Origin of the sequence: Billgrantia aerodenitrificans (genome assembly GCF_021404405.1) — a bacterium.
Lineage (GTDB): Bacteria > Pseudomonadota > Gammaproteobacteria > Pseudomonadales > Halomonadaceae > Halomonas > Halomonas aerodenitrificans.
The window spans coordinates 178,835-201,765 of sequence record NZ_JABFTV010000008.1 but is presented as its reverse complement, the minus strand read 5'-3'; the positions used below and the strand labels follow the sequence as shown (position 1 = coordinate 201,765).

The 22,931-nt window shown below is 64.8% G+C and carries 25 protein-coding genes; 11 read left to right on the top strand and 14 right to left on the bottom strand.

Annotated elements, in window-relative coordinates; all coding sequences use genetic code 11:
• Positions 1–61: 61 nt before the first annotated feature.
• The 3 genes from HOP59_RS16160 to HOP59_RS16150 all read right to left on the bottom strand — a co-directional run bounded on the left by HOP59_RS16160 (position 62) and on the right by HOP59_RS16150 (position 2,277).
• Entirely contained in the window at positions 62–637 is a 576-nt protein-coding gene (locus tag HOP59_RS16160; protein ID WP_234254620.1) for an antibiotic biosynthesis monooxygenase, read from the bottom strand.
• 69 nt (positions 638–706) lie between these two features.
• A complete protein-coding gene (gene ycaC, locus HOP59_RS16155) occupies positions 707–1,327 on the bottom strand; it encodes an isochorismate family cysteine hydrolase YcaC (protein WP_234254619.1) in 621 nt (206 codons plus the stop codon).
• A gap of 80 nt (positions 1,328–1,407) precedes the next feature.
• Positions 1,408–2,277, bottom strand: a complete 870-nt coding sequence (locus HOP59_RS16150; RefSeq protein WP_010628229.1) for a pirin family protein — start codon at positions 2,275–2,277, stop codon at positions 1,408–1,410.
• 126 nt (positions 2,278–2,403) lie between these two features.
• On the opposite strand from HOP59_RS16150, the gene HOP59_RS16145 reads away from it, so the two are divergent.
• The gene (locus tag HOP59_RS16145; RefSeq protein ID WP_234254618.1) at positions 2,404–3,351 is read left to right on the top strand and encodes a LysR substrate-binding domain-containing protein; all 948 of its coding nucleotides are present in this window, start codon (positions 2,404–2,406) and stop codon (positions 3,349–3,351) included.
• A 63-nt stretch (positions 3,352–3,414) separates the two neighbouring features.
• Here HOP59_RS16145 and HOP59_RS23495 read toward each other — a convergent pair whose 3' ends face one another.
• Complete coding sequence (locus tag HOP59_RS23495; RefSeq protein WP_267965952.1) at positions 3,415–3,540, bottom strand: hypothetical protein; 126 nt, start codon at positions 3,538–3,540, stop codon at positions 3,415–3,417.
• Positions 3,537–4,745: an MFS transporter gene (locus HOP59_RS16140; RefSeq protein WP_234254617.1), complete on the bottom strand. Its 1,209-nt coding sequence runs from the start codon at positions 4,743–4,745 to the stop codon at positions 3,537–3,539. Before HOP59_RS16140 ends, HOP59_RS23495 begins: the two co-directional genes overlap by 4 nt.
• Before the next feature lie 160 nt (positions 4,746–4,905).
• Here HOP59_RS16140 and HOP59_RS16135 point away from each other — a divergent pair, with 160 nt between their 5' ends.
• From HOP59_RS16135 to HOP59_RS16100, 8 genes are all read left to right on the top strand, one after another.
• The gene (locus tag HOP59_RS16135) at positions 4,906–5,094 is read left to right on the top strand and encodes a hypothetical protein (RefSeq protein ID WP_234254616.1); all 189 of its coding nucleotides are present in this window, start codon (positions 4,906–4,908) and stop codon (positions 5,092–5,094) included.
• Positions 5,095–5,217: 123 nt separating this feature from the next.
• Complete coding sequence (locus tag HOP59_RS16130; protein ID WP_234254615.1) at positions 5,218–5,487, top strand: hypothetical protein; 270 nt, start codon at positions 5,218–5,220, stop codon at positions 5,485–5,487.
• A 79-nt stretch (positions 5,488–5,566) separates the two neighbouring features.
• Positions 5,567–6,601: a histone deacetylase family protein gene (locus HOP59_RS16125; RefSeq protein ID WP_234254614.1), complete on the top strand. Its 1,035-nt coding sequence runs from the start codon at positions 5,567–5,569 to the stop codon at positions 6,599–6,601.
• Between the two features lie 66 nt (positions 6,602–6,667).
• Positions 6,668–7,024, top strand: coding sequence for a RidA family protein (locus HOP59_RS16120; RefSeq protein WP_086511986.1), 357 nt, complete (start codon positions 6,668–6,670; stop codon positions 7,022–7,024).
• A gap of 1 nt (position 7,025) precedes the next feature.
• A complete protein-coding gene (lhpI, locus tag HOP59_RS16115; RefSeq protein ID WP_010628236.1) occupies positions 7,026–7,967 on the top strand; it encodes a bifunctional Delta(1)-pyrroline-2-carboxylate/Delta(1)-piperideine-2-carboxylate reductase in 942 nt (313 codons plus the stop codon).
• Positions 7,964–9,091 (top strand): class II histone deacetylase, encoded by a 1,128-nt coding sequence (locus HOP59_RS16110; protein ID WP_010628237.1) that lies wholly within the window; start codon positions 7,964–7,966, stop codon positions 9,089–9,091. The genes lhpI and HOP59_RS16110 overlap by 4 nt, the downstream gene beginning before the upstream one ends.
• Positions 9,088–10,056 (top strand): branched-chain amino acid transaminase, encoded by a 969-nt coding sequence (locus HOP59_RS16105; protein WP_010628238.1) that lies wholly within the window; start codon positions 9,088–9,090, stop codon positions 10,054–10,056. The genes HOP59_RS16110 and HOP59_RS16105 overlap by 4 nt, the downstream gene beginning before the upstream one ends.
• 91 nt (positions 10,057–10,147) lie before the next feature.
• Positions 10,148–11,185, top strand: a complete 1,038-nt coding sequence (locus HOP59_RS16100; RefSeq protein WP_010628239.1) for an Lnb N-terminal periplasmic domain-containing protein — start codon at positions 10,148–10,150, stop codon at positions 11,183–11,185.
• Between the two features lie 233 nt (positions 11,186–11,418).
• Here the strand turns inward: HOP59_RS16100 and HOP59_RS16095 are convergent, their stop codons facing one another.
• The 5 genes from HOP59_RS16095 to HOP59_RS16075 all read right to left on the bottom strand — a co-directional run bounded on the left by HOP59_RS16095 (position 11,419) and on the right by HOP59_RS16075 (position 16,130).
• Complete coding sequence (locus HOP59_RS16095) at positions 11,419–12,153, bottom strand: RNA methyltransferase (RefSeq protein WP_234254613.1); 735 nt, start codon at positions 12,151–12,153, stop codon at positions 11,419–11,421.
• A 48-nt stretch (positions 12,154–12,201) separates the two neighbouring features.
• Positions 12,202–13,233 (bottom strand): diguanylate cyclase domain-containing protein, encoded by a 1,032-nt coding sequence (locus HOP59_RS16090; protein WP_010628241.1) that lies wholly within the window; start codon positions 13,231–13,233, stop codon positions 12,202–12,204.
• A 161-nt stretch (positions 13,234–13,394) separates the two neighbouring features.
• The gene (groL, locus tag HOP59_RS16085; RefSeq protein ID WP_010628242.1) at positions 13,395–15,038 is read right to left on the bottom strand and encodes a chaperonin GroEL; all 1,644 of its coding nucleotides are present in this window, start codon (positions 15,036–15,038) and stop codon (positions 13,395–13,397) included.
• Positions 15,039–15,098: 60 nt separating this feature from the next.
• Positions 15,099–15,392, bottom strand: a complete 294-nt coding sequence (locus HOP59_RS16080) for a co-chaperone GroES (RefSeq protein WP_010628243.1) — start codon at positions 15,390–15,392, stop codon at positions 15,099–15,101.
• A 216-nt stretch (positions 15,393–15,608) separates the two neighbouring features.
• Positions 15,609–16,130 carry an FxsA family protein gene (locus HOP59_RS16075; protein ID WP_010628244.1) on the bottom strand — a complete coding sequence of 174 codons (522 nt, stop codon included), beginning with the start codon at positions 16,128–16,130 and terminating at the stop codon, positions 15,609–15,611.
• A gap of 252 nt (positions 16,131–16,382) precedes the next feature.
• Here HOP59_RS16075 and HOP59_RS16070 point away from each other — a divergent pair, with 252 nt between their 5' ends.
• Positions 16,383–17,144, top strand: a complete 762-nt coding sequence (locus HOP59_RS16070) for an SDR family oxidoreductase (RefSeq protein WP_234254612.1) — start codon at positions 16,383–16,385, stop codon at positions 17,142–17,144.
• 90 nt (positions 17,145–17,234) lie between these two features.
• Here HOP59_RS16070 and HOP59_RS16065 read toward each other — a convergent pair whose 3' ends face one another.
• The 3 genes from HOP59_RS16065 to phhA form a co-directional block, all read right to left on the bottom strand.
• Positions 17,235–17,501 carry a ComEA family DNA-binding protein gene (locus HOP59_RS16065; protein ID WP_010628246.1) on the bottom strand — a complete coding sequence of 89 codons (267 nt, stop codon included), beginning with the start codon at positions 17,499–17,501 and terminating at the stop codon, positions 17,235–17,237.
• A 194-nt stretch (positions 17,502–17,695) separates the two neighbouring features.
• Positions 17,696–18,040 carry a 4a-hydroxytetrahydrobiopterin dehydratase gene (locus HOP59_RS16060; RefSeq protein WP_010628247.1) on the bottom strand — a complete coding sequence of 115 codons (345 nt, stop codon included), beginning with the start codon at positions 18,038–18,040 and terminating at the stop codon, positions 17,696–17,698.
• Between the two features lie 53 nt (positions 18,041–18,093).
• Positions 18,094–18,924, bottom strand: a complete 831-nt coding sequence (phhA, locus tag HOP59_RS16055; RefSeq protein WP_010628248.1) for a phenylalanine 4-monooxygenase — start codon at positions 18,922–18,924, stop codon at positions 18,094–18,096.
• Positions 18,925–19,200: 276 nt separating this feature from the next.
• Between phhA and HOP59_RS16050 the strand changes: the two genes are divergently transcribed.
• Positions 19,201–20,763 carry a sigma-54-dependent transcriptional regulator gene (locus tag HOP59_RS16050; protein ID WP_234254611.1) on the top strand — a complete coding sequence of 521 codons (1,563 nt, stop codon included), beginning with the start codon at positions 19,201–19,203 and terminating at the stop codon, positions 20,761–20,763.
• Here the strand turns inward: HOP59_RS16050 and HOP59_RS16045 are convergent.
• Positions 20,736–22,736: a RecQ family ATP-dependent DNA helicase gene (locus tag HOP59_RS16045; RefSeq protein WP_234254610.1), complete on the bottom strand. Its 2,001-nt coding sequence runs from the start codon at positions 22,734–22,736 to the stop codon at positions 20,736–20,738. The genes HOP59_RS16050 and HOP59_RS16045 overlap by 28 nt on opposite strands.
• Between the last annotated feature and the right edge of the window lie 195 nt (positions 22,737–22,931).

The window sequence follows — 22,931 nt, the reverse complement described above, 5'->3', positions numbered from 1 at the left end:
CGGCGCTTGTTTCAGCATAGGCTTTGGCCGTTCGCCCTGCCTGAGAGAGGATGCTCATGACTCAACGGAACAGCCAGGGCGCCACCAGTTTCACCACTCGGGGCATGACGAGGTAGACCACCAGCGCGACGATGGTGGCGGCGACCAGGCCGTGACGAATGCCCCAGGTGCCGAGCAGCGGCAGCAGGCCGAAGAGCGGTTGCCACAGCAGCGGTACGATGATGGTCAGCGGCCAGATCACCGATGTGGTCACCAGCCACTGTTTCCAGCGCGTTGGCTGCCTGCTGGCGGGTGTGGGCGCGGTGAACCAGTAGTCGATGCCGCTCACGATCTCCACCCGCTCGGCCTGTTGCAGTTCTCTCTGAATGGTCGCCATGAGCTCACGGCGTTCGGCTGACTCCCGCCAGCGTCGGGCGTCGTCGTCGCTGGCGAAGCGCACGGCGATCTCGTAGTCGTGATGACCTTCGGGAGGGCGCAAAATGTGTACCCCCTGATGGCCGGGGAAACGCCCAGCGGCCTCGATGATCTGGCGCAGCCAGGTCTCGTAGCGATCCGCGGCACCGGGCCGCACGCGGTGGTGGATCTTAATGGTTGCCCCGTCGCAGTGGTCGACGGGGTGGAGTTCGTTGCTGGACATGACACCTCTTGGTCTGGCCGAAATGCGCGGTGAGTGGGTTGGGCCCGGCAGCTGCCGGGCCCGCACCCGTCAGCCCTTCTGGGCGGTGTAGCTCTGGATCAGGTTGGCGTAGGCGGGCAGGTGTCCGGCCAGCAGGCCGCCGAAGCCTTCGATGTCGTTGCGCCAATCGCGGTGCAGTTCGCAACCCACTCCGAACCAGGTCATCAGCTGGGCTCCTGCCTGGGACATGCGGTCCCAGGAGGCGTCCCGGGTGGTCTGGTTGAAGGTGCCGGAAGCGTCGGTGACGACGAATACCTCATAGCCCTCTTCCAGGGCCGAGAGTACCGGGAAGGCCACGCACACCTCGGTCACCACGCCAGCGATCAGCAGCTGCTTCTTGCCGGTGGCCTTGATCGCCGCCACGAACTCTTCGTTGTCCCAGGCGTTGATCTGCCCGGGGCGGGCGAAGTAGGGAGCGTCGGGGAACATCTCCTTCAGTTCCGGCACCATCGGCCCGTTGGGGCCGTCCTCGAAGCTGGTGGTGAGGATGGTGGGGATCTCGAAGAACTTGGCGATGTCGGCCAGGGCCAGCACGTTGTTCTTGAAATCGTCGGGGCTGAAATCGCGCACCAGCGAGAGCAGGCCGGACTGATGATCGACCATCAGCAGGGCCACATCGTCCTTGTCGAGTCGGTTGTAGGTAAAGGACATGGGTCTTTCCTCTTGGGTTGAGAAAGCTAAGAGAGTACGCCCGGCCAGGGAGCCGGGCGCGGTTGGGCGCGGCGGTGCCGCTAACCCTCCAGGCGACCGAACTTGCCGGCCTGGAAATCGGCGAAGGCTTGATGGATCTCGGCTTCGCTGTTCATCACGAAGGGGCCGTACCCCACCACCGATTCGCCCAAGGGGGCGCCGGCGAGCAGCAGTAGCTTGGCGTCGTTGTTGGCTTCGAGCCGTATCTCGTCGCCCTGGCGCTCGAAGCACACCAGACCAGCATCACGCACCACGGCGTCGCCGTTGACCTGTACCGTCCCTTCGAGCACCACCAGCAGGGTGGTGTGCCCCTCGGTAACTTGCAGGCTCGTTTCGCCGCCTGCCGCCAACCGTAGATCCCACACCTCGATCGGGGTGAAGGTATGGGCCGGCCCTTCATGGCCGCGGTACTTGCCGGCAATCACCCGCAGCTCGCCGGCGCGGCCAGGCAGCGCGACGCGTGGAATGTCGGCGTCGAGCAGCGTCTGGTAGGCCGCCGGGGCCGACTTGTGCTCGGCCGGCAGATTGACCCACAGCTGCACCATTTCCAGGGTGCCGCCCTGCGCGGTGAAGTCGCCGGAGTGAAACTCCTCGTGGACGATGCCGGCTCCGGCGGTCATCCACTGCACGTCACCCTCGCCGATACGACCGCCGCTGCCGGTGGAGTCGCGATGCTCCAGTTCGCCTTTGTAGACCAGGGTCACGGTCTCGAAGCCGCGGTGCGGGTGAGCGCCGACGCCGCGCGGCCGGCTTGCTGGCGGGAAGTCATGTGGGCCGGCGTGGTCGAGCAGCAGAAAAGGGCTCAGGTGGTCGGCGCCGTGGCGGTCATAGCTGAACAGCGAACGCACGGGGAAGCCGTCGCCGACCCAGTGGCCGCGAGGGGCGCCATAGATGCCTTGGATCTTCTTCATGGTCTGGCTCCTGCATGGATTGGGCCTTTGCCCGATACAGGAAGCTTATGAGGAGAACGGAAGCGGCAGTAGAGGGCATAATACACACTCAGCGTTCCATGAATAGGACAACAAGGGAGGAACGATATGCAGGACCTCAACGACCTCTACTACTTCGTGCAGGTGGTGGACCATGGTGGGTTTGCTCCGGCCGGGCGCGCCCTCGGCATTCCCAAGTCGAAGCTGAGCCGGCGCATCGCGCAGCTCGAGGAGCGGCTGGGTGCCCGGCTGATTCAGCGCTCGACGCGCCATCTTTCCGTTACCGAGCTGGGCCAGGCTTACTACCGCCACTGCGCGGCGATGCTGGTGGAGGCGGAGGCTGCCGAGGAGCTGATTCAGCGCAACCTGGCGTTACCGCGGGGCACGGTGCGGCTGAGCTGTCCGCCAAGCCTGCTGCATTATCTGATCACACCGCTGCTGGTGCGCTTCATGGCTCAGTGCCCGGACGTGGAGGTACAGGTGGAGGCCACCAGCCGCCGGGTGGACGTGATCAGGGAAGGCTTCGACATGGCCATCCGGGTGCGTTTCCCGCCGCTCGAGGACAGCGACCTCTCGATGAAGGTGCTGTCGCGCAGCCCCCAGCGGCTGGTGGCCGCTCCCACCCTGTTCGAGGCGTGGCCGAGGCCGCAAGCGCCGGGCGACCTGGCCGGGTTGCCCAGCCTCGACTTCGATCAGGTGGGCAGACAGCACGACTGGGTACTGGATGGCCCCGAGGGAGCGACGGCGCAGATTCGTCATCACCCGCGGCTGGTCACCGACAACGCCGAGACGCTGCATCAGGCCGCGCTGGCAGGGCTGGGGGTGGTCAAGCTGGCCTTGCTGGTGGCCGGCAACGACTTGAAGGCGGGACGTCTCGTCGATGTGATTCCCGGCTGGGAGCCGAGGGGCGGCGTGCTGCATGCGGTCTTCCCCTCGCGGCGGGGTGTGCTTCCCGCCGTGCGGGCGCTGCTCGACTTCCTGGCCGAGAACATCAACGAGATCGACTTTACCAGCGATACCGCCTGGGCGCTGTCTCAGGCAACGAGCGAAGCGTGAGTCACGCCGTAAGCTAGGCCGGGAACGGGGTGGGCCGGGCCGTGGAGAACGGCAGCGGCAGGCTCAGCACAGCCGTACGCCGAGCAGCAGCAGCGCAGCATCGGCGGTTTGCCAGCCCCACCAGACCAGTGCCAGGGCACCGGCCAGGATGATCAGAGCGGCAAGTTTCACCAATGGGTAACGCTTCATGCCTGAGCCTCGCGAGGAGCGTTACGCTCGATGGGTGCCTCGCTGATGAACCAGTGCAGCAGAGCAGCGATCACCGAGAGCAGAATGGCAAGCTTCCATACCACATCATAGTCGCCGTGCAGGTCGTAGAGCATGCCGCCCAGCCACACGCCGGTGAACGAGCCGACCTGGTGAAACAGGAAGACGATGCCGCCGAGCATGGAGAGATGGCGTACGCCGAACACCGAGGCCACGATGCCGTTGGTCAGCGGTACGGTGGAGAGCCACAGCAGGCCGATGGCGATGCCGAACAGGTAGGCGCTGGCGGGGCTCAGCGGCATGAAGACGAAGAGCGCAATCACCGCACCGCGGGTCAGGTAGAGCCAGCTGAGCAGGCGCGGCTTGGAGTAGATTCCGCCCAGCCAGCCGGCGGCGTAGGTACCGAAGATGTTGAACAGCCCCACCAGGGCCAGCACCGTGCTGCCGACGTGCAGCGCCAGGCCGTTGTCGAACAGATAGCCGGGCAGATGCACGCCGATGAACACCACCTGAAAGCCGCACACGAAGAAGCCCAGGCACAGCAGCCAGAAGCCGCGATGGCCGGCGGCTTCATCCAGCGCTCCGCGCAGTGAGAGGTCCGTGGCCAGGCGCGCGGAGGGGCGGTCCTTCAGCATGGCACCGAGCGGCACCATCATCGCCGCCAGGGCGCCCATGGCCAGCAGCGCGGCCGACCAGCCCAGCCAACCGAGCAGGCCCAGAGTGCCGGGCAGCATGGCGAACTGACCGAACGAGCCCGCCGCGCTGACGATGCCCATGGCCATGCTGCGCTTCTCCGGAGCCACGGCACGGCCCACGGCGCCCAGGATCACCGAGAAAGTGGTGCCCGAGAGCCCCAGGCCGATCAGCAGCCCGGCGGAGAGCGACATGCCCAGCGCCGACTCGGAAATTCCCATGAACAACAGACCCAGGGCGTAGAGCGCACCGCCGATGACCACCACCCGGGCGGCTCCGTAGCGATCTGCCAGCGCGCCGGTGAAGGGCTGAGCGAAGCCCCAGATCAGGTTCTGCAGCGCCAGGGCGAAGGCGAATACCTCACGCCCCCATCCCAGATCGCTGCTCATGGGCTCCAGAAACAGACCGAATCCATGGCGTAGCCCCATGGCCAGCGAGATGACCAGGCTGCCGAGCAGGATCAGCAGCAGCGAGTTGCGGCGGAGGGCGTCCATGGTGTGTCCCGTTTGCAGGCTAACGAGCATGCACTATCGCGCGTTATCGATGGGCTGGCAATGTCGCCGTTCGGCGACTTGTTTGTAGCCGCTGCGCCACATGTGTAAAGGCGTTACGCTCCGCTATTATGAACACTGTTCGTCAACCTGGAGATACGTCATGTCACGGCGTCTGGCATTCCCCTTCGTGATCGTACTGGCCGTCATGCTGGTGGCCGGCTGCAGCTACCAACCGGCGCGTATCAGCCCGCAGCCACTGGTCGTCATCGACGATGGCCGTGGGCACCATGGTGGCCCGCCGGGAGGCCGTTTCTGCCCGCCTGGTCTGGCCAAGCAAGGGCGTTGCTGAAGCTGCTTTCAGTTTGGCCTTGCCCAGAGAGTCGCACCGAGAAGAGAGGCGCTAGCTGATAGAAAGCCGACGCCTCCTTGAGGGAATCGAAGGGCATCCAACTTTACCAATGAGGTAAAAGTCATGAACCTGCCCATGCGTTTGCTAACCCTTGCCATCCTGCCTGTGATGCTGGCGATGGCCGGCTGTAGCTACTCACCGGCTCGTGTCACGCCAGAACCGCTGATAGTGGTCGATGGTTCCGACCGCTACTATCGTGGAGAAAAGCACCGGCACCGCCACCGTGACCGTTACGTGGAGCGGCACTACTACTACCATGACGGTCGCCACCACCGTGATCATCGCGGCGGCGGCTTCTGCCCACCCGGGCTGCGCATGCAGGGGCGCTGCTGAGGGAGCCGGGTGGTTTCACGATGCCGCCCGGCAGGGTAGGGTAGAAGAACTATCGACTCGCTTCGCTTGAGGAACCGAGATGAAGCTCTTCTACCACCCCGATCAGGAGCTGCACGCACCAGGCTCCTTTCTGCTGCGTGGCAAGCTTGCCGCGTCTCCCGAGGGCCCGGTGCGTGCCGAGCTGCTGGCCAAGGGTATCGAGGCCACCGGTCTGACACTGCACGAGCCGGAGGGCGTCGACAGCCCGCGGCTGCGCAGCCGTCTGGAGAAGATTCACACACCGCGCTATCTGAGTTTCCTCGAGACCATTCATGCCCGCTGGCGCGAGATGCCCGGTGCTTCCGAGCTGGTGATGCCCAACATCCACCCCTGTGGCGGCGGACATCACTATCCACGCCACCCGGTGGGGCAGGCGGGCTGGCACCTGCACGATATGGCGTGCCCCATCGGCGCCGGCAGTTTCCGCGGCATACTGGCCAGCGCGGCCACGGCCCAGGCGGCTGCCGAGGCGCTGCTGGAAGGCCATGGCACTACCTACGCACTGTGTCGTCCTCCCGGCCACCACGCCGGCCCCGACCGGGCCGGTGGATTCTGCTTCCTCAACAACTCGGCGCTGGCGGCCACGGTGCTGCGCGAGCACTTCTCGCGGGTGGCGATACTGGATGTCGACCTGCACCACGGCAACGGCACCCAGGACATCTTCTACTACCGGGGCGATGTCTGGACAGGCTCGCTGCATGTGGATCCGAGCGACTTCTATCCTTTCTTCTGGGGCGGTGCCAACGAGGAGGGCATGGGAGAAGGCCTGGATGCCAACGTCAACCTGCCGCTACCGTTGGGCAGTGACGGGGCGGCGTTCCTCGAAGCGCTGGAGATCCTGATCGCCAGAATGGAAGCCTTCCGCCCCGAGGCCTTGGTCGTGGCGCTGGGGCTCGATGCGCATCGCGACGACCCGCTGGCCGGCATGACCCTCGAGACGCAGGATTTCACCGCGGTGGGGCGTCGCCTGAGCCGCATGAAACTGCCTGTCGTACTGGTTCAGGAGGGCGGCTACCCGACCGAGCACCTGGGCAATAACCTGGCCGCCTTCATGGATGGCTTCATGGGTGGCTGACGTCGCCTCGTAGGCATGCCATGATCGGCTGCTTCATTCCCATCACCTTTTGCAAGAGAGAACGACATGTCCGTGCAATACCATGAAAGCAACGCCCGCATGAGCCAGATCGCCGTGCACAACGGTACTGTCTATCTGGCCGGCCAGGTGCCGAGCGATGCCACTGCCGACATGCGTGGCCAGACCGAGCAGGTACTGGCGCGCATCGACGAGCTGCTGGCTCAGGCCGGCAGCTCCAAGGAGCATCTCATCTCGGCCCAGGTGTGGGTCACCGACATGGCCGAATTCGACCAGATGAACGCCGCCTGGGAAGCCTGGGTAGTGCCGGGGCGTCCGCCGGTTCGCGCCGCGCTGGAGGCCAAGCTGGCCAAGCCCGAGTGGAAAGTCGAGATCATGGTGATCGCGGCTCTGCCGGAGGCCTGACATGCGCGTCGTCACCGCCGATGAGGTAGCCGCCGCGCTGCCCTGGGACGCGCTGATCGAGCGGCTGGCGCTGACCTTCCGTGAAGGGGTCGAGGCGCCGCCGCGTCATCATCACGCCATGCATCGGCCGGATGGCGAAGCCACCATGCTGTTGATGCCGGCCTGGGAACGGGCCGGCTATATTGGCGTGAAGATGGTCAACGTCTTCCCGCAGAACGCCGAGCATGGCCTGCCGGCCATCGCCGGTGTCTATTTTCTCAGCGAGGGGGCTCATGGCCGCCCGCTGGCCTGTCTTGAAGGCAGTGAACTGACCCGGCGGCGCACGGCGGCGGCCTCTGCGCTGGCCGCCCGCGAGCTGGCCAGAGAGGATGCGCAGTCGCTGCTGGTGGTGGGCACCGGCAAGCTGGCTCCCATGGTGATCGAGGCACACGCCGCGGTGCGCCCCATTCGGCGCGTGCGCGTGTGGGGGCGCAACCTGGAGAAGGCGCGACAGGTGGCGGCGGAGTACGCCGAGCGCTTCGACTGCGAGGCGGTGGAGGATCTTGCCGCCGCTGCTCGCGAGGCCGATGTGATCAGCTGTGTGACGCTCTCCACCGAGCCGTTGATACGCGGTGAGTGGCTCACTCCCGGTACGCACCTCGATCTGATCGGCGCCTTTCGCCCCAGCATGCGTGAGACCGACGCCGAGTGTCTGCGCCGTTCCCAGGTGTTCGTCGACACCTACGCCGGGGCCCGGGGCGAGGCGGGCGATCTGCACCAGGCCATCGCGGAAGGTGCGTTCTCCTTCAACGACATCGCCGCCGATCTGGCGGAGCTGCTCAAAGGGGAGAAGCCGGGGCGTACAAGTCCCGATACGATCACGCTGTTCAAGTCGGTGGGCGCTTCTCTCGAGGATCTGGCCGCTGCCATCGAGGTCTGGGAGCAACTGGAGAAGCGGCCATGAGCGAAGGGCGCAGAACCGGTTTCTTCTGGCACGAGCGCTGCTTCTGGCATGACCCCGGTGCCATCGGGGTGTTCTCGGCGCCGGGGGAGTTCCTGCAGCCGCAGCCCGCTTCCGAGAGCCCCGAGAGCAAGCGACGGCTGAAGAACCTGCTCGAAGTCTCGGGGCTGATCGACGAGCTCGAGGTGCGCAAGGCGCCGCCAGCCAGCCGCGAGGACCTGGCGCGATTCCACACCGGGCGCTATCTGGACGAACTCGAAGAGGGCGACAGGACTTGCGGCGGTGATGCCGGGGAGTGTGCCCCGTACACGCCGGGCAGCCTTGCGGCGGCCCGCCAGTCGGCCGGTCTGGCGATCGCGGCGGTGGAGGCGGTGGCCGGCGGTGAGTTGCCCAATGCCTATGCCCTGTGTCGCCCGCCGGGACATCACGCCGAGGCTGACCGCGGTCGCGGCTTCTGCCTGCTCGGCAACATTCCCGTGGCGGTGATGCACGCCAGGGCGCTGGGCCTGGTTCGGCGCGTGGCGATTCTCGATTGGGACGTTCATCACGGCAACGGCCAGCAGGCGGCGTTCTACGACGATCCCGACGTGCTGACGGTGTCGATTCACCAGGCCGGCAACTATCCGCTCGACACCGGCGACTTCGATGAGCTGGGCGAGGGCGCGGGTCTCGGTGCCAACCTCAACCTGCCGATGCCGCCCGGCAGCGGTATCGGTGCCTATCGCTATGCCATGCAGGAGCTGGTGTTGCCTGCCATCGGCGACTTCGCTCCCGATCTGATCGTGGTGGCCTGTGGCTACGACGCCTGCGGCAAGGATCCGCTGGGCAAGATGATGCTCAACAGTTCGGCCTTCGCTGCCATGACGCAGCAACTGAAGGACCTGGCCGAGCGTATCAGTGGCGGCAAGCTGGTGATGATTCATGAGGGCGGCTATTCCGAAGGCTACGTGCCGCTATGCGGTCATGCGGTGCTGCAAGTCCTCTCGGGTAGCCGCATTGCGGTGCCCGATCCGCAAGACGACGAGATCGCCGCCTGGGCCTACCAGGCGCTGCAACCCCATCAGCGCGCGTTGATCGACAGCTGGCGAGAGGAGTGGCGGCGCGTTGGAACGACGAGGACGACATGACCCCGCTTTACGATCGTGACGGCTGGATCTGGCTGGACGGCGAGTGGCTGCCCTGGCGCGACGCCAAGACGCACCTGCTGACCCACACCCTGCATTACGGCATGGGCTGCTTCGAAGGCGTGCGGGCTTATGCGGGGGCCCATGGAACCCACCTGTTTCGGGTCGCCGAGCATACCCGCCGGCTGCTCGACAGTGCCCATGCGCTGGACATCCCCGTGGCCTTCGACGGTGAAACGCTGATCGAGGCCCAGCGCCAGTGCCTGGTGCGAAACGAATTGCGCAATGCCTATCTCAAGCCGACCGTGTTCTTCGGCGCCGAAGGACTGGGGCTGCGCGCCAAGGGGCTTTCGGTGCACGTCATGATCGCCGCCTGGGATCTGGGCGATTACATTTCGGCCGAAGCCGCCACCCTGGGGCTGCGGGCGCTGACCTCCTCCTGGGCTCGGCATCACGTCAACATCAGCCTCTGCCGGGCCAAGACCAACGGCCATTACGTCAACTCCATGCTGGCGCTCAACACCGCCGTCAAGGCCGGTTTCGACGAGGCGATCATGCTCGACCCCGAGGGCTACGTGGCCGAGGCATCCGCCGCCAATGTCTTCCTGCTGCGCGACGGGGTTCTGCATACGCCGGAAGTGACCTCCTGCCTGCAGGGCATCACCCGCGACAGCGTGATTCGCCTGGCTCGCAACGTGCTCGGGCTCGAGGTGCGCGAGCGCCGCATTACCCGCGACGAGCTGTATACCGCCGACGAGGCCTTCGTCACCGGCACGGCGGCGGAGATCCTGCCGCTGCGTGAGCTCGACGGGCGGCACATCGGTGCCCGGGCCGGCGCACCATTGCCCGAGCAGCCCATCGACCTCAACTCCGTGACGGCGCAGTTGCAATGCCTCTATCGCCAGGTCACCCGCGGCGAGCTGGAAGGCCGCCTGACGGACTATGCCGCCTGGCTGACGCCAGCCTGATTTCGACGTTCGTCACCTCATACCACTGCGAGACGGGCATGGCCTTGTACAGGCTGCTAATATGGCCGCATCTCGGAAGAAGTGGAATGAAATGGCTCAGCTGATAGTAGGTATTGTCGCCCATACCGTACTGGCGTTGGCGGCTATGTGGGGCGCAGCTGCGCTGTGGTTCCGACTGCCCGGTACGCCGAACCAGCGGCGCCTGGCGGTCACGGGATGGAGTCTGGTCGCCCTGGTGCTGGTCATGCTCGGCGCCCAGGGGATCTGGCCGGCAAGCGTTGTCTTGCTGCTGCTGTTGGCGGCGCTGCTGATCTGGTGGTTCCGTCTGCAGCCCACCCATGATCGTCCCTGGTCGGCGGACGTAGTCCATCTGGCCACGGGTGAGGTGCGCGGCGAACGCCTGACGCTGCATCACGTGCGCGACTTCGACTGGCACACCCGAGACGAGGCGGACGAGCACTGGGAAGAGCGCAGCTACGACCTCGAAAGGCTCGACTCGGTGGACATGATCGTCTCCAGTTGGGGGCGCCCCGGTGTCGCTCACGTGATGATCTCGTTCGGCTTCGAAGGTGAGCGCTTCGTGCTTTTCTCCGTGGAGGTACGGCGCCTGAAGGGCGAGCGCTTCTCCGAGATCGGCGGTTTCTTCCGCCAGTACGAGCTTGCCATCGTCGCCGCCGACGAGCGCGATGCGGTGGGGCTGCGCACCAAGGTGCGCGGCGAGCGGGTCTCGATCTATCGCCTGCACATGTCACGCAGGGCGATGCGCTCGCTGCTGCTGGCCTACGTCGACGAAGCCAATGCGCTGGTCGAATCACCGCGTTTCTACAACACCATCACGGCCAATTGCACTACGCTGATCTTCGACATGGCGCGCGGCATCGGCGCACGCCTGCCGTTCGATTACCGGCTGCTGGTCACCGACCGGTTGCCGGGCTATGCCTTCAAGGTGGGCGGGCTGTGGCCCGGCCATTCGCTACCCGAGCTGGAAGCCGGCGGCCGGATCGACGAGCGGGCACGGCAGGTTCACCGCGCGCCCGATTTCTCGCAGCGAATCCGTGAGGGAGTGCCGGGCTGGGAGTCGCTGCACGTCGGCGAGTCGGAAGTCGTGGAAGAGCGTCGGGGGTCATAACAGCGCGTCAGGGCATGAAAGAAAGAGCGCCACGGGCAAGTAGCCTCGTGGCGCATGTCTCCCTGGGCATATTCGATGCCGCATCCCGTTCCGCTTCCTTGCTCGCGTCCGTGTCGTACCTTCGACAGTGTCCATTGCCTGATCCCCTCATGGGATCACGCCCTTTATCTCACGGCGGCGATGACAGTGCCGTAACGATCAAAAGAAGGTTCCGTGACAGGGCATTTCGAAGCCTAGTCGTCCGTGGCGGATTCTTCCAGCGAGCGAAGCAGACCCCGCAGCAGCGACAGCTCCTTGCGGCTGGGCTGAGCCCGGGCGAACAGGGCCTGCAACTGGGCCTCGGTGCGGGCATGGGGCTGGGTCAGAAAGCCGCTCGCCTGCATCACCCGGCTAAGGTGCTCCTGGAAATGAACCATCTGCTCACGGGTCGGCTGACGCTCCTCGGCAGGGCGCGCATGGCGATAGCCGTTCTCTGGCCGCAGGCGCCAAGCCTTGAATACCTCGTAGGCGAGTACCTGTACCGCCTGGGAGAGATTGAGGATGCCGTAGTCCGGGTTGGCCGGGATGCTGACCTGATGGCTACACAGCCGGATCTCATCGTTGGTCAGGCCGAAGCGCTCGCGGCCGAACACCAGGGCCACCGGGTCGCTTTCCGCATTGGCCACCAGCTCCCGCGCCATCGCCTCGGGCTCGTCGAAGTGGGGCAGGGGCAGACTGCGCAGCCGGGCGCTGGCGCCCACCACCTGCACGCAGTCGGCCACCGCCTCTTCCAGCGTGGCCACCACTCGGGCGCCGTCGACTACGTCCTCGGCACCTGCTGCCAGCCGTGACGCTTCGCTATCGGGAAAGCAGCGCGGGTTGACCAGCACCAGATTCGTCAGGCCCATGGTCTTCATGGCCCGCGCCGAGGCGCCGATGTTGCCGGGGTGATAAGTCTGGACGAGGACGATACGGATATTGGCGAGCATGGGGTTGGCTTGCTGGCTGAGGAAAAGACGATGGTAGCGCAAAGCGCCTCAATTGGAATGGTGTATGGACGGCGTCGGGTCGTTGTTGCGACGGGCCTGCTTGGCCTGATACATGGCCTCGTCTGCCCGGCCCAATAGGGCGTCGATATCGCGTTCCCCCATGAGCGAGGTGGCGACACCGACGCTGGCTCCACCATATTCGAGCTGGATCACGCCCAAGTCGAACGTGCCGCGGGTCAGGTCCGCCAGACGATGTGCAATCACCTCCCGCGCCATGGCGGAGTCAGAGGTGCCGGCATTGCCGAACACGACGAACTCGTCGCCACCGATCCGGGCAACGACGTCACCTTCCCTAATGCCAGTCTTCAGAGTCTTCGCTATCTCGATGAGGAATCTGTCGCCGGCATCGTGCCCATGCTGGTCGTTGATCCGCTTGAAATCGTCCAGGTCGATGAAGGCGAGGTGAATGACGCTCCCCGTACGCTCGGCATTGGCCAAAGCGCGCTGCAGTTCGGTTTCCATGGCCCGGCGGTTGGGAATGCCTGTCAGTGGATCGGTGAGCGCGTACTCCCTGAAGGTCATGTGTTCCTGCTTGAGCCGCTCGAGGAGCCTGTCTCTCTCGAGCTGGCGTGCGATCAAGCGGCTGAACATGGCCAGCAGACGACGTGACTTGGGGGAGACGGATTTCCGGCTCTTGCTGGCGCCACACAGGGTGCCATAAAGCTCATCCTGACCGATGCACACCGGTTCGCTGATGTAGGTCTTCAGGCCAAGAGCCTTGGCCGCGACGGAGTCGCCCCAACAGGCCTCGACGTCATCGGTGAAGGGGCGCTTCTCGTCCAGCGCCCGTTTGCAGAGCGTATCTCCCCAGGGCACGGACAAGCCGGCCGGTATGTCGAGATCCTTGCTGTTGCGGGAAAACACGACATGCTGCAGGCCACGTTGCGTATCGATGCGGGTGAGGTAGGTGGACTCCAGCCCGGTGACGGCTTCCAGCAGCTCGAGCAGGGAATTGACCAGCGATTCCAGGTTCTCTTCTTCGGCGACTGCTTCTGCCAACTTGTCCAGTACGTCAACCATGCTCGTCTCGTTCTCGCTTGCGACCGGTCGTGAGGATAGCGGGGACGACCGTTTCCAGCATGGTAACGTTTTTGAAACCCAGTGAAAGCCCTGTAGTGCACCAAAAAAGCACAAGCCCCGCACGATGGCGGGGCTTGTAAAGGGCTTGGGAGGTGGCCGACTTACATCATGCCGCCCATGCCACCCATTCCACCCATGCCGCCCATGTCCGGGCCGCCTTCTTTCTCTTCCGGATCGTCGGCGATCATGCACTCGGTGGTGATCATGAGGCCTGCCACGGAGCCGGCGGACTGCAGCGCAGTACGGGTCACCTTGGCCGGGTCCAGCACGCCCATTTCGAACAGGTCGCCGAACTCGCCGGTCTGGGCGTTGTAGCCGAAGTTGCCCTGGCCAGCCTTCACCTCGTTGAGGATCACGGAAGCTTCCTGACCGGCGTTGGTGACGATCTGACGCAGCGGAGACTCCATGGCGCGCAGCGCGATGGCGATACCGTGGGTCTGGTCCTCGTTCTCACCCTTGAGGTCCTTGATCTTGGTCAGCACGCGAACCAGAGCGGTACCACCGCCAGGCACTACGCCTTCCTCGACCGCAGCGCGAGTGGAGTGCAGGGCGTCTTCGACGCGGGCCTTCTTCTCCTTCATCTCGACTTCGGTGGCAGCACCGACGCGGATGACGGCAACACCGCCGGCCAGCTTGGCGACGCGCTCCTGCAGCTTCTCGCGGTCGTAGTCGGAAGAGGTGTCTTCGATCTGCGCGCGGATCTGGTTGACGCGGGCTTCGATGTCGCCCTCGTTACCGGCGCCGTCGATGATGGTGGTGTTCTCCTTGGACATGGTGATGCGCTTGGCGCTGCCCAGGTGATCCAGGTTGGCCTGCTCCAGAGTCAGACCCACTTCCTCGGAGATCACAGTGCCGTTGGTCAGGATGGCGATATCCTGCAGCATGGCCTTGCGACGGTCGCCGAAGCCGGGCGCCTTGGCAGCCGCAACCTTGACGATGCCGCGCATGTTGTTGACCACCAGGGTGGCCAGGGCCTCGCCTTCGATGTCCTCGGCGATGATCGCCAGCGGCTTGCCGGACTTGGCGACGGCTTCCAGCACCGGCAGCAGTTCGCGGATGTTGGAGATCTTCTTGTCGACCAGCAGCAGGTAGGGGTCTTCCAGCTCGACCGCCATGGTGTCCTGGTTGGTCACGAAGTAGGGCGACAGGTAGCCGCGGTCGAACTGCATGCCTTCGACCACTTCCAGCTCGTCCTCGAAGCCGCGACCTTCGTCGACGGTGATGACGCCTTCCTTGCCGACCTTCTCCATCGCTTCGGCGATGATCTCACCGATACGCTTGTCGCCGTTGGCGGAGATGGTGCCGACCTGAGCGATGGCCTTGGAATCGGTGCAGGGCACGGCCAGGGCTTCGATTTCCTTGACGGCGGCAATGACGGCCTGGTCGATGCCGCGCTTCAGGTCCATCGGGTTCATGCCGGCGGTCACGCCCTTCATGCCCTCGGTGACGATGGATTGAGCCAGCACGGTGGCGGTGGTGGTGCCGTCACCGGCGACGTCGGAGGTCTTGGAAGCGACTTCCTTGACCATCTGCGCGCCCATGTTCTCGAACTTGTCTTTCAGCTCGATTTCCTTGGCCACGGAGACGCCGTCCTTGGTCACGGTCGGTGCGCCGAAGGACTTCTCCAGCACCACGTTACGGCCCTTCGGACCCAGGGTGGCCTTGACGGCGTTGGCCAGAACGTCAACGCCACGGGCCATGCGCTTGCGGGCATCATCGGAGAATTTGACTTGTTTCGCTGCCATTTTTCGTTACTTCCTGTGAGTTCGTGAACGTCTTATGGGAACGGAGTAGGGTTCGTCGGCTCAGCCTTCGACCACGGCGAGAATGTCGGACTCGCTCATGATCAGGACTTCCTCGCCATCGATCTTCTGCTTCTCGACGCCAAAGCCATCCTTGAAAATCACGGTATCGCCGACTTTGACGTCCAGCGGGCGAACATCGCCGTTGTCGAGAATCCGGCCGTTACCGACGGCGAGCACTTCGCCACGAGTCGGCTTTTCCTGGGCGTTGCCCGGAAGCACGATGCCGCCAGCGGTTTTTTGCTCTTCTTCAACGCGACGGATGACGACGCGATCGTGCAAGGGACGGATGTTCATTGCTCACGTTCTCCTGATGGTCTGTGATGCCATGCCTGGACATGGCGGTTCGTCATTCACTTCCAGAGGGTCTGGAAGGGGAGGCGAGGACGCCTTCCTTGTCAAAGGCACCGAGCTCCGCTCGGCGCCGTAGCCTTGTGCTGACCGAGAAATGGGGCCGGGCAAATGCCTTTCAAGGGTCAGCAGTAAAAAAATTTCACGCTTCGCCGAATCCTCTCAACCCCGACGCCGTGGCTCGTCGCGGCTGATGAAGTCGCCTTCCAGCGGCGGCCCCTGCTCGTCGCTGCGCTGCCGTTCGGCTTCATGCCCGTGCTGCTGCCACCCGGCATCGTGTCGTGCTTCATCTTGTTGCGCTGCGCTCGAGTTCTGACGGGTGACCGTGGCAAGCCAGCGCAGATTGAGCAGCGCCAGCAGTCGGGCAAGCAGGCGCCGTGCGCCGGGCATCACACAGAGCAGACCGAGCGCATCGGACAGGAAGCCCGGAGCGAGCATCAGCGCGCCACCGAATATGAGAGCGGCGCCGGTAAGCAATTCGCTGGAGGGCAGCTCGCCCTGAGCCATGCGCTCGCGGGCGCGTAGCAGCGTGGCGGTACCCTGCTGCCGGATCAGGTAGAGACCGGTGAAGCCGGTGGCCAGTACCAGAAGCAGAGTGGGCAGCAGACCGATCTGGCTGCCGACGGAGAACAGGACGACGAAGTCGAGTAGGGTGAACAGCGAGAAGAAGAGCAGTAGCGGCATGTCGGCTCCGAGGGTGTCGTTCAGTGCTAAATGGGGATGCTCGACCGGAATTCAAGCGCATGCGTACGGCCCGCTTGGCATTCACGGTCCTCATCCTTTATGCTGCAATGCACAAAAGATCCTTTCAGCCTCAAGTCGGCGCCCTGAAGTGCCGAATAGAGGAGTAAGGCAAGAAGAATGGCTCGCTCGTCAGGCTCGGCCGCCTGGCAGGGCAATGAGCCCAAGACTCATACCTCTGACAAGGGACAACGAATGAAACTGGACAAGAGCGTAATTGCCATCACGGGCGGCGCCCGTGGCCTTGGTTTTGCCATGGCACAGCGTCTCGGACGTCAGGGCGCCCAACTGGCGTTGCTGGACATGGACACGGATGCCTTGGACAAGGCCGTCTCCGTGTTGCATGCAGAAGGCATCGAGGCGGGAGCGTTTCAGGTCAACGTGGCTGACGAAGCATCGGTGAAGCGCGCCTTCGGTGACGTGGCGGCTCGCCTGGGGCCGGTCAGCGGTCTCGTCAACAATGCCGGCATTCTGCGCGATGCGCTGCTGGTCAAGGCGAAGGACGGCAAGGTCGAGAAGACCATGTCGCTGGAGCAGTGGCAGTCGGTCATCGACGTCAATCTCACCGGTGTGTTCCTGTGCGGTCGCGAAGCCGCGGCGCAGATGGTCGAGGCGGGGCACGACGGGGTGATCGTCAACATTTCCAGCATCTCCCGGGCGGGCAACATGGGGCAGAGCAACTACGCCGCGGCCAAGGCCGCCGTGGTGGCGCTGACCACCACCTGGGCCAAGGAGCTGGCGCGCTATGGCATTCGTGTGGGCGCGGTGGCGCCGGGCTTCATCGAGACCGACATGACCGCCTCGATGCGCGAGGACATGCTGGAGAAGCTGACCGCAGGCGTGCCGCTCAAGCGTCTCGGCAACCCGGACCACATCGCCCAGAGCGTGGCGTTCATCATCGAGAACGACTACTTCACCGGGCGCGTGATCGAATGCGATGGCGGCCTGCGCTTGTAGTACGCCAGAACGTTACTCTGCGCCATACGACAGCGAGGCCGGCATCTGCCGGCCTCGCTGTGTATGGCCAATGCCTAGCGCAAGCTCGCCTCAGAACGTGACCTGATCGCGGAACTTGTCCACTGTGGCTTGGCCGATACCGCTGACCTGCGTGAGGTCGTCGGCACTCTCGAAGTTGCCGTTGGCTTCGCGATACTCGACGATCGCCTGGGCCCGGCTCGGGCCGACCCCCGGCAGTTCGGTGAGTAGCTCGGCATCGGCGGTGTTGACGTTGATCGGAGCGACGTCCTCAGCCGCAGCGAGCGAGGCGAAGCTCAGCAGGAGTGCCAGCAGTGCACCTTGAAGGATCCTTTTCATATTCTTCTCTCGTATGGTTTACGTAACGGCACCGTAACGGTGCCGCTTTTCAACCTAATCGAGATCGGGGCGGTAGCGAGAGAGGCATATCGCCATTTGCTACGTAAGACAATGCCGATAAATTTTGGGAGACATCGACCCAAAACGTTGTGAGCCGGGCAGCCAGGACGGCTGCGCCAGCCCGCATGAGCCGCTCAGTGCTGCTCGGCGACCTTGTCGGTGCGTGCCGCCAGGATGAAGTCGTTCTTGTGCAGCCCTTTCATTTCATGGGACCACCAGGTCACGGTGACCTTGCCCCATTCGGTGAGCAGGGCGGGGTGGTGGCCGGCTTCCTCGGCAATCTCGCCGACTCGGTTGGTGAAGGCCAGCGCCTGCTTGAAGTTGCGGAACTTGAAGACGCGTTCGAGCTGCTTGATGCCGTCGCGCTCCTCTACGCTCCACTCGGGAATGTCGCGCTTGAGCGTATCGAGCTCGTCGTCGGTGACATGGGGGGCGTCCCAGCTGCACGCTTCGCACTGCTGTTCGGAAAGTTGGCTCATGGTCACTCCTCGTCAGGGTTTGTTGGTATTGGTGTCGTCGCTGGCGTTCGGCTTTATGCCTTGGCTGCCTTCGGGGCCGGCTCGAAGCGCGGTTCGTGCAGGCCCAGCTCCATGGCCCGGTGCACCATGGCCATGATGTCCTGCTGGGAAAGGTCGTGCAGGGTCGTGAGATCGTCCAGTACGTAATAGAGCGGCTGCAGGATGTCGATGCGGTACGGGGTGCGCAGCGCCTCGATGGGATCGAACGGCAGATGCTCGGGAGTATCCGACAGTGCGTGCAGGGTCTCCTTGGGCGAGGAGATGATGCCGCCACCGTAGATGCGCCGGCCCGCCGGGGTGTCCACCAGACCGAACTCCACCGTCATCCAGTACAGGCGCGCCAGATAGACTCTCTGCTTAGGTTCGGCTTCAAGGCCCAGGCGGCCGTAGGTGGCGGTGAACTCGGCGAAGGCCGGATTGGTGAGCATCGGGCAGTGACCGAAGATCTCGTGGAAGATGTCCGGCTCCTTGAGGTAGTCGAGCTCTTCCGGGGTACGGATGAAGGTGGCCACCGGGAAGCGCCGGTTGGCCAGCAGCTTGAAGAAGGTGTCGAACGGGATCAGCGCCGGTACCTGGGCGGTTTGCCAGCCGGTGGCCGCTTGCAGCACGCGGTCGATGTCGGCGAGCTGGGGGATGCGGTCCTCGGGCAGGGCGAGGCGCTCCAGGCCGTCGAGATACTCCTGGCAGACGCGCCCTTCGAGCATGCCGAGCTGGCGCTGCATCAGGGTCTGCCAGGTGGCGTTGTCCTGTTCCGGCCAGTCGATGTAGCCATTCTCGTCGGGCAGACGGGCGCGGTAGCCGGTCTTGCTGGCGACATCGCTCAAATGCGGGTTGGATGACGTCATGGGGCACTCCGGTCGGCTGAAATCTTGTGTTTGTGTGGCGAACCTTTGACTCGAGTCTAGGGCCGGTGTGCGCGTTGTCTGTCAGTCTTCGGATGGCTTTTTCGAAGGGAAGTGAGGTTTGGGCGTAAAGAAATCGTGACGGCTGATGTCGGATCGTCTTTCCATATCGTCAACTTCAGCAGCGTCGAGGTTTGTACCGCTAGAGGTGTCACGTTATCTTTACAGGCGAGTCACGTCGGCTTGACGTACTTTTTCGCGCCCGGAGGCACCAGCGCCATGAGATTGAGGTTTCACTGCCAGAACCGTATCGGCATCCTGCGCGATATCGTGTCGCACTTCGTCGACTACGGCCTCAACGTGGCGCGGGGCGAAGTGGGCGGTGAGCATGGCAACGCCATCTATCTGCACATTCCCAACCTGCTCAATGCGCAACTGGCCACGCTGAAACCGGTGCTCGAGGCGATACCGGGAGTGTTCGGCGTGCGCCGGGTCAGCCTGATGCCCAGCGAGCGGCGCCATCTCGAGCTCGATGCGCTGCTGTCGTCGCTCTCCGATCCGGTGATGTCGATCGACATGGAGGGGCACGTGGTGGCCGCCAACCGCGCGGCCGGGCAGCTGCTCGGGGTGCGCATCGACGAGGTGCCGGGGCTATCGCTCAACCGCTACCTGCCCGACGTGGATCTGCCGGCGCTGGTTCGGCGCAACAATGCGCGGGTCAACGGCCTGCGCATCAAGCTGCGCGATGCGACCTTCCTCGCCGACATCGCACCACTGCATCGTGAGCACCACGACGACGTGGCTTCCCTGGCCGGAGCCGTGGTGACCCTGCACAGCGCTGACCGGATCGGCGAGCGCATCTACCAGGTACAGCGCCAAGAGCTGCGTGGTTTCGATGCGCTGTTCCAGGCGAGTCCCCGACTTGCTGCGCTGATTCGCGAGGCGCGGCGCATGGCGCCGCTGGACGCGCCGCTGCTGATCCACGGTGAAACCGGTACCGGTAAAGAGCTGCTGGCGCGGGCCTGCCACCTGGCCAGCGCCCGTGGGCAGTCGCCGTTCATGGCGCTCAACTGCGCCGGCCTGCCGGAATCGATGGCCGAGACGGAGCTGTTCGGCTATGCGCCGGGTGCTTTCGAGGGGGCGCGCCCGGAGGGCAAGCTCGGCCTGCTGGAGATGACCGCGGGCGGCACCATCTTCCTCGACGAAGTGGGTGAGATGAGCCCGCGGCTGCAGGTCAAGCTGCTGCGCTTCCTGCAGGACGGGGGCTTTCGTCGGGTGGGCAGCGACGAGGAGACCTATCTCGACGTGCGGGTGATCTGTGCCACCCAGCAGGATCTGCCCCGGCTCTGCGCCGAAGGCCATTTCCGCCAGGATCTCTATCATCGGCTCAACGTGTTGTCGCTGGCGGTGCCGCCGTTGCGCGACTGTCTCGACGGTATCGAGGCCATGGCGCTGCACTTCATCGATCGCGCCGCGCGTCAGATCGGCTGCCGTATGCCGTCGCTGTCACCGGCGGCGCTGGCCAGGCTCTCCACCTACCACTGGCCCGGCAACGTGCGCCAGTTCGAGAACGTGCTGTTCCAGGCGGTGTCGCTGTGCGAGGGCGACGCCATCGAGCCCGCCCACCTGCGCTTGCCGGACGTGGGCGAGACGCCGGGGCTCTCGGGCATCGACCTCGACGGCTCGCTCGCCGACATCATGGGCGACGTGGAGCGCCGCATCCTGGCCTTGCTCTATCCGCAGTATCCCTCCAGCCGCCAGTTGGCCAAGCGGCTCGGGGTCTCGCATACCACCATTGCCAACAAGCTGCGCCATTACGGCATCGGTGCCGCCGACGCCTGACCATCGATCGATGTCGTGCGGGCGGCCAGCTCCCTGACCTCGGCGTAACGGTACGCTTCCAGCGCGCCGAAGCCCGCCAGGCGGCGCGCCTTGAGCCGGGTGAGCAGGGGAGACGTCAGGCCGCACAGGAAGCGGGCCAGTAGATCGGGGGTGACGGGATGAGGCTCGTCGCTGGCGGCCAGCTGTTGCACCAGCTCTCCCGTGAGGCGTGCGACGGCCTCGCTCGACAGCGGCTCGAGCGGCTCGGGCTCCGGCAGACGAGCGACGGCGCCGCGACACGCCGAGCAGTGGCCGCAGCGCTCCGGCGCCCGGGTGTCACCGAACCATTCGGCCAGTCGGCGGCTCAGGCACGCCTCGCTCTCGAACAACGCCAGCATGGCGTGCAGACGTTCGACCTCGGCCCGCTCTTTGTCGTGGAAATAGGCGTGCAGCTCTTCGCTCAGGGCCGCGGCGTCGATGTCGCCGCGCAGCACCTCATAGACCTCGGTCATCTGCTTGCTTTCGAGCACCATCCAGCCCTGGGCGACGAAATAGTCTAGCGCGGTGAGCACGCGGGCGCGCTCGACGTTGAGGCCGCGCTCCTCGCCTAGCCGTTCGAGGGCCGCGAAGTCGAGGTTGAACCAGGTGCGGGCACGCTGCGAGGCGTCGACAATCGCCTGAACGAAGGCGCTGCGTTCGCCCTGGAAGCGCGATACCAGCACTTCGGGCTCGTCGTGCAGGCGGAAGCGGTACTCGGCGAAGTAGCTGTAGCGCGGCGCGATATAGCCACGCAGTTCGAGTTGCACCAGCAGTGTCTTGAGCGGCAGCGGGCGAATGTTGCTGTGCTGGGAGAGCGAGTTGAGCACCAGCTCCCATTGGCGTGAGGTCCCGGCCGCCTCGATCAGCTCGTCGATCACCTTGCGGATGCCGTGGGGCTCCGGGGTGTCGCCGTAGACGAAGTTCTCCAGCACGTTGACGTGATCGCGCCCGGCCAGCATCAAGCAATCGGAGGGCTGGCCATCGCGGCCGGCACGGCCGATCTCCTGGCTGTAGTTCTCCACCGACTTGGGCAGGTCGAAGTGCACCACGTTACGGATGTCGGCCTTGTCGATGCCCATGCCGAAGGCGATGGTGGCGACGATGCAGGGCGTATGGCCTTCCATGAAGTTGCGCTGGATGCGCTCGCGGGTCTCGGCGTCGAGCCCGGCGTGGTAGGCGGTGGCAACGAAACCCGCCTTGCTCAGGTAGGCGGCCAAACGCTCGGCGGTCTGCTGCAGGGTGACGTAGACGATGGTGGGCTGGGGCGGCTCGCCGCCGAGACGGGGCCTGAGCCACTCGACCAGGCGACGCGGGCGCGTCTCGGCCGGCACCGGCGCCACTTCCAGGTTGAGATTGGGGCGGTAGAAGCCGGTGGCGGTGACGTCGGCCTCGGCGATGCCGAAGCGCTCGCGCATGTCGGCGATCACCCGCGGCGTGGCCGTGGCGGTCAGCAGCAGCACTTGGGGAATGCCGAACTCATGGCGGTAGTGGGGCAGCTTGAGGTAATCGGGGCGGAAGTTGTGACCCCACTCAGAGATGCAGTGGGCCTCGTCGACCACCAATAGCGATATCGGCACGCGGCGGATGAAAGCGCGAAAGCGCTCGTTCTTGAGTCGTTCCACCGAGACCATGAGGATGCGGATCTCGCCGCGCTTGACGCCTTCCATCACCGCCGCCGTTTCCTCGCGGCTCTGACCCGAGTCGATGCTGGCGGCGGCGATGCCGTGGCGGGCCAGGAACGACAGCTGATCCTGCATCAGCGCCAGCAGCGGCGAGATGACCAGCGTCAGGTGGGGCAGGTGCAGGGCGGGTAGCTGATAGCACAGCGACTTGCCGGAGCCGGTGGGAAAGATCGCCGCCGCCGAACGGCCGCTGGTTATCGCCTCGATGACCGGGCGCTGTCCGGAGCGGAAGTCGTCATAGCCGAAGACCTGCTTTAACGTCTGATCGATCACTTGGGCACTCCCTGCGCTGCTGTGGACTCCGAGGCGAGAAGGTGACGATCTCGCCAGACAGCGAGCATTCTCGCATATCGGCAAACCGGCCGTTTCCACGTGGCTGCGTGTAAAAGCAGAGACCGTGTGAAAATGGAGCCATCCGCGCCATGACCCGAGGTGCCGAGCTTGGCATAATGCTCCTTTTTCTTCGCC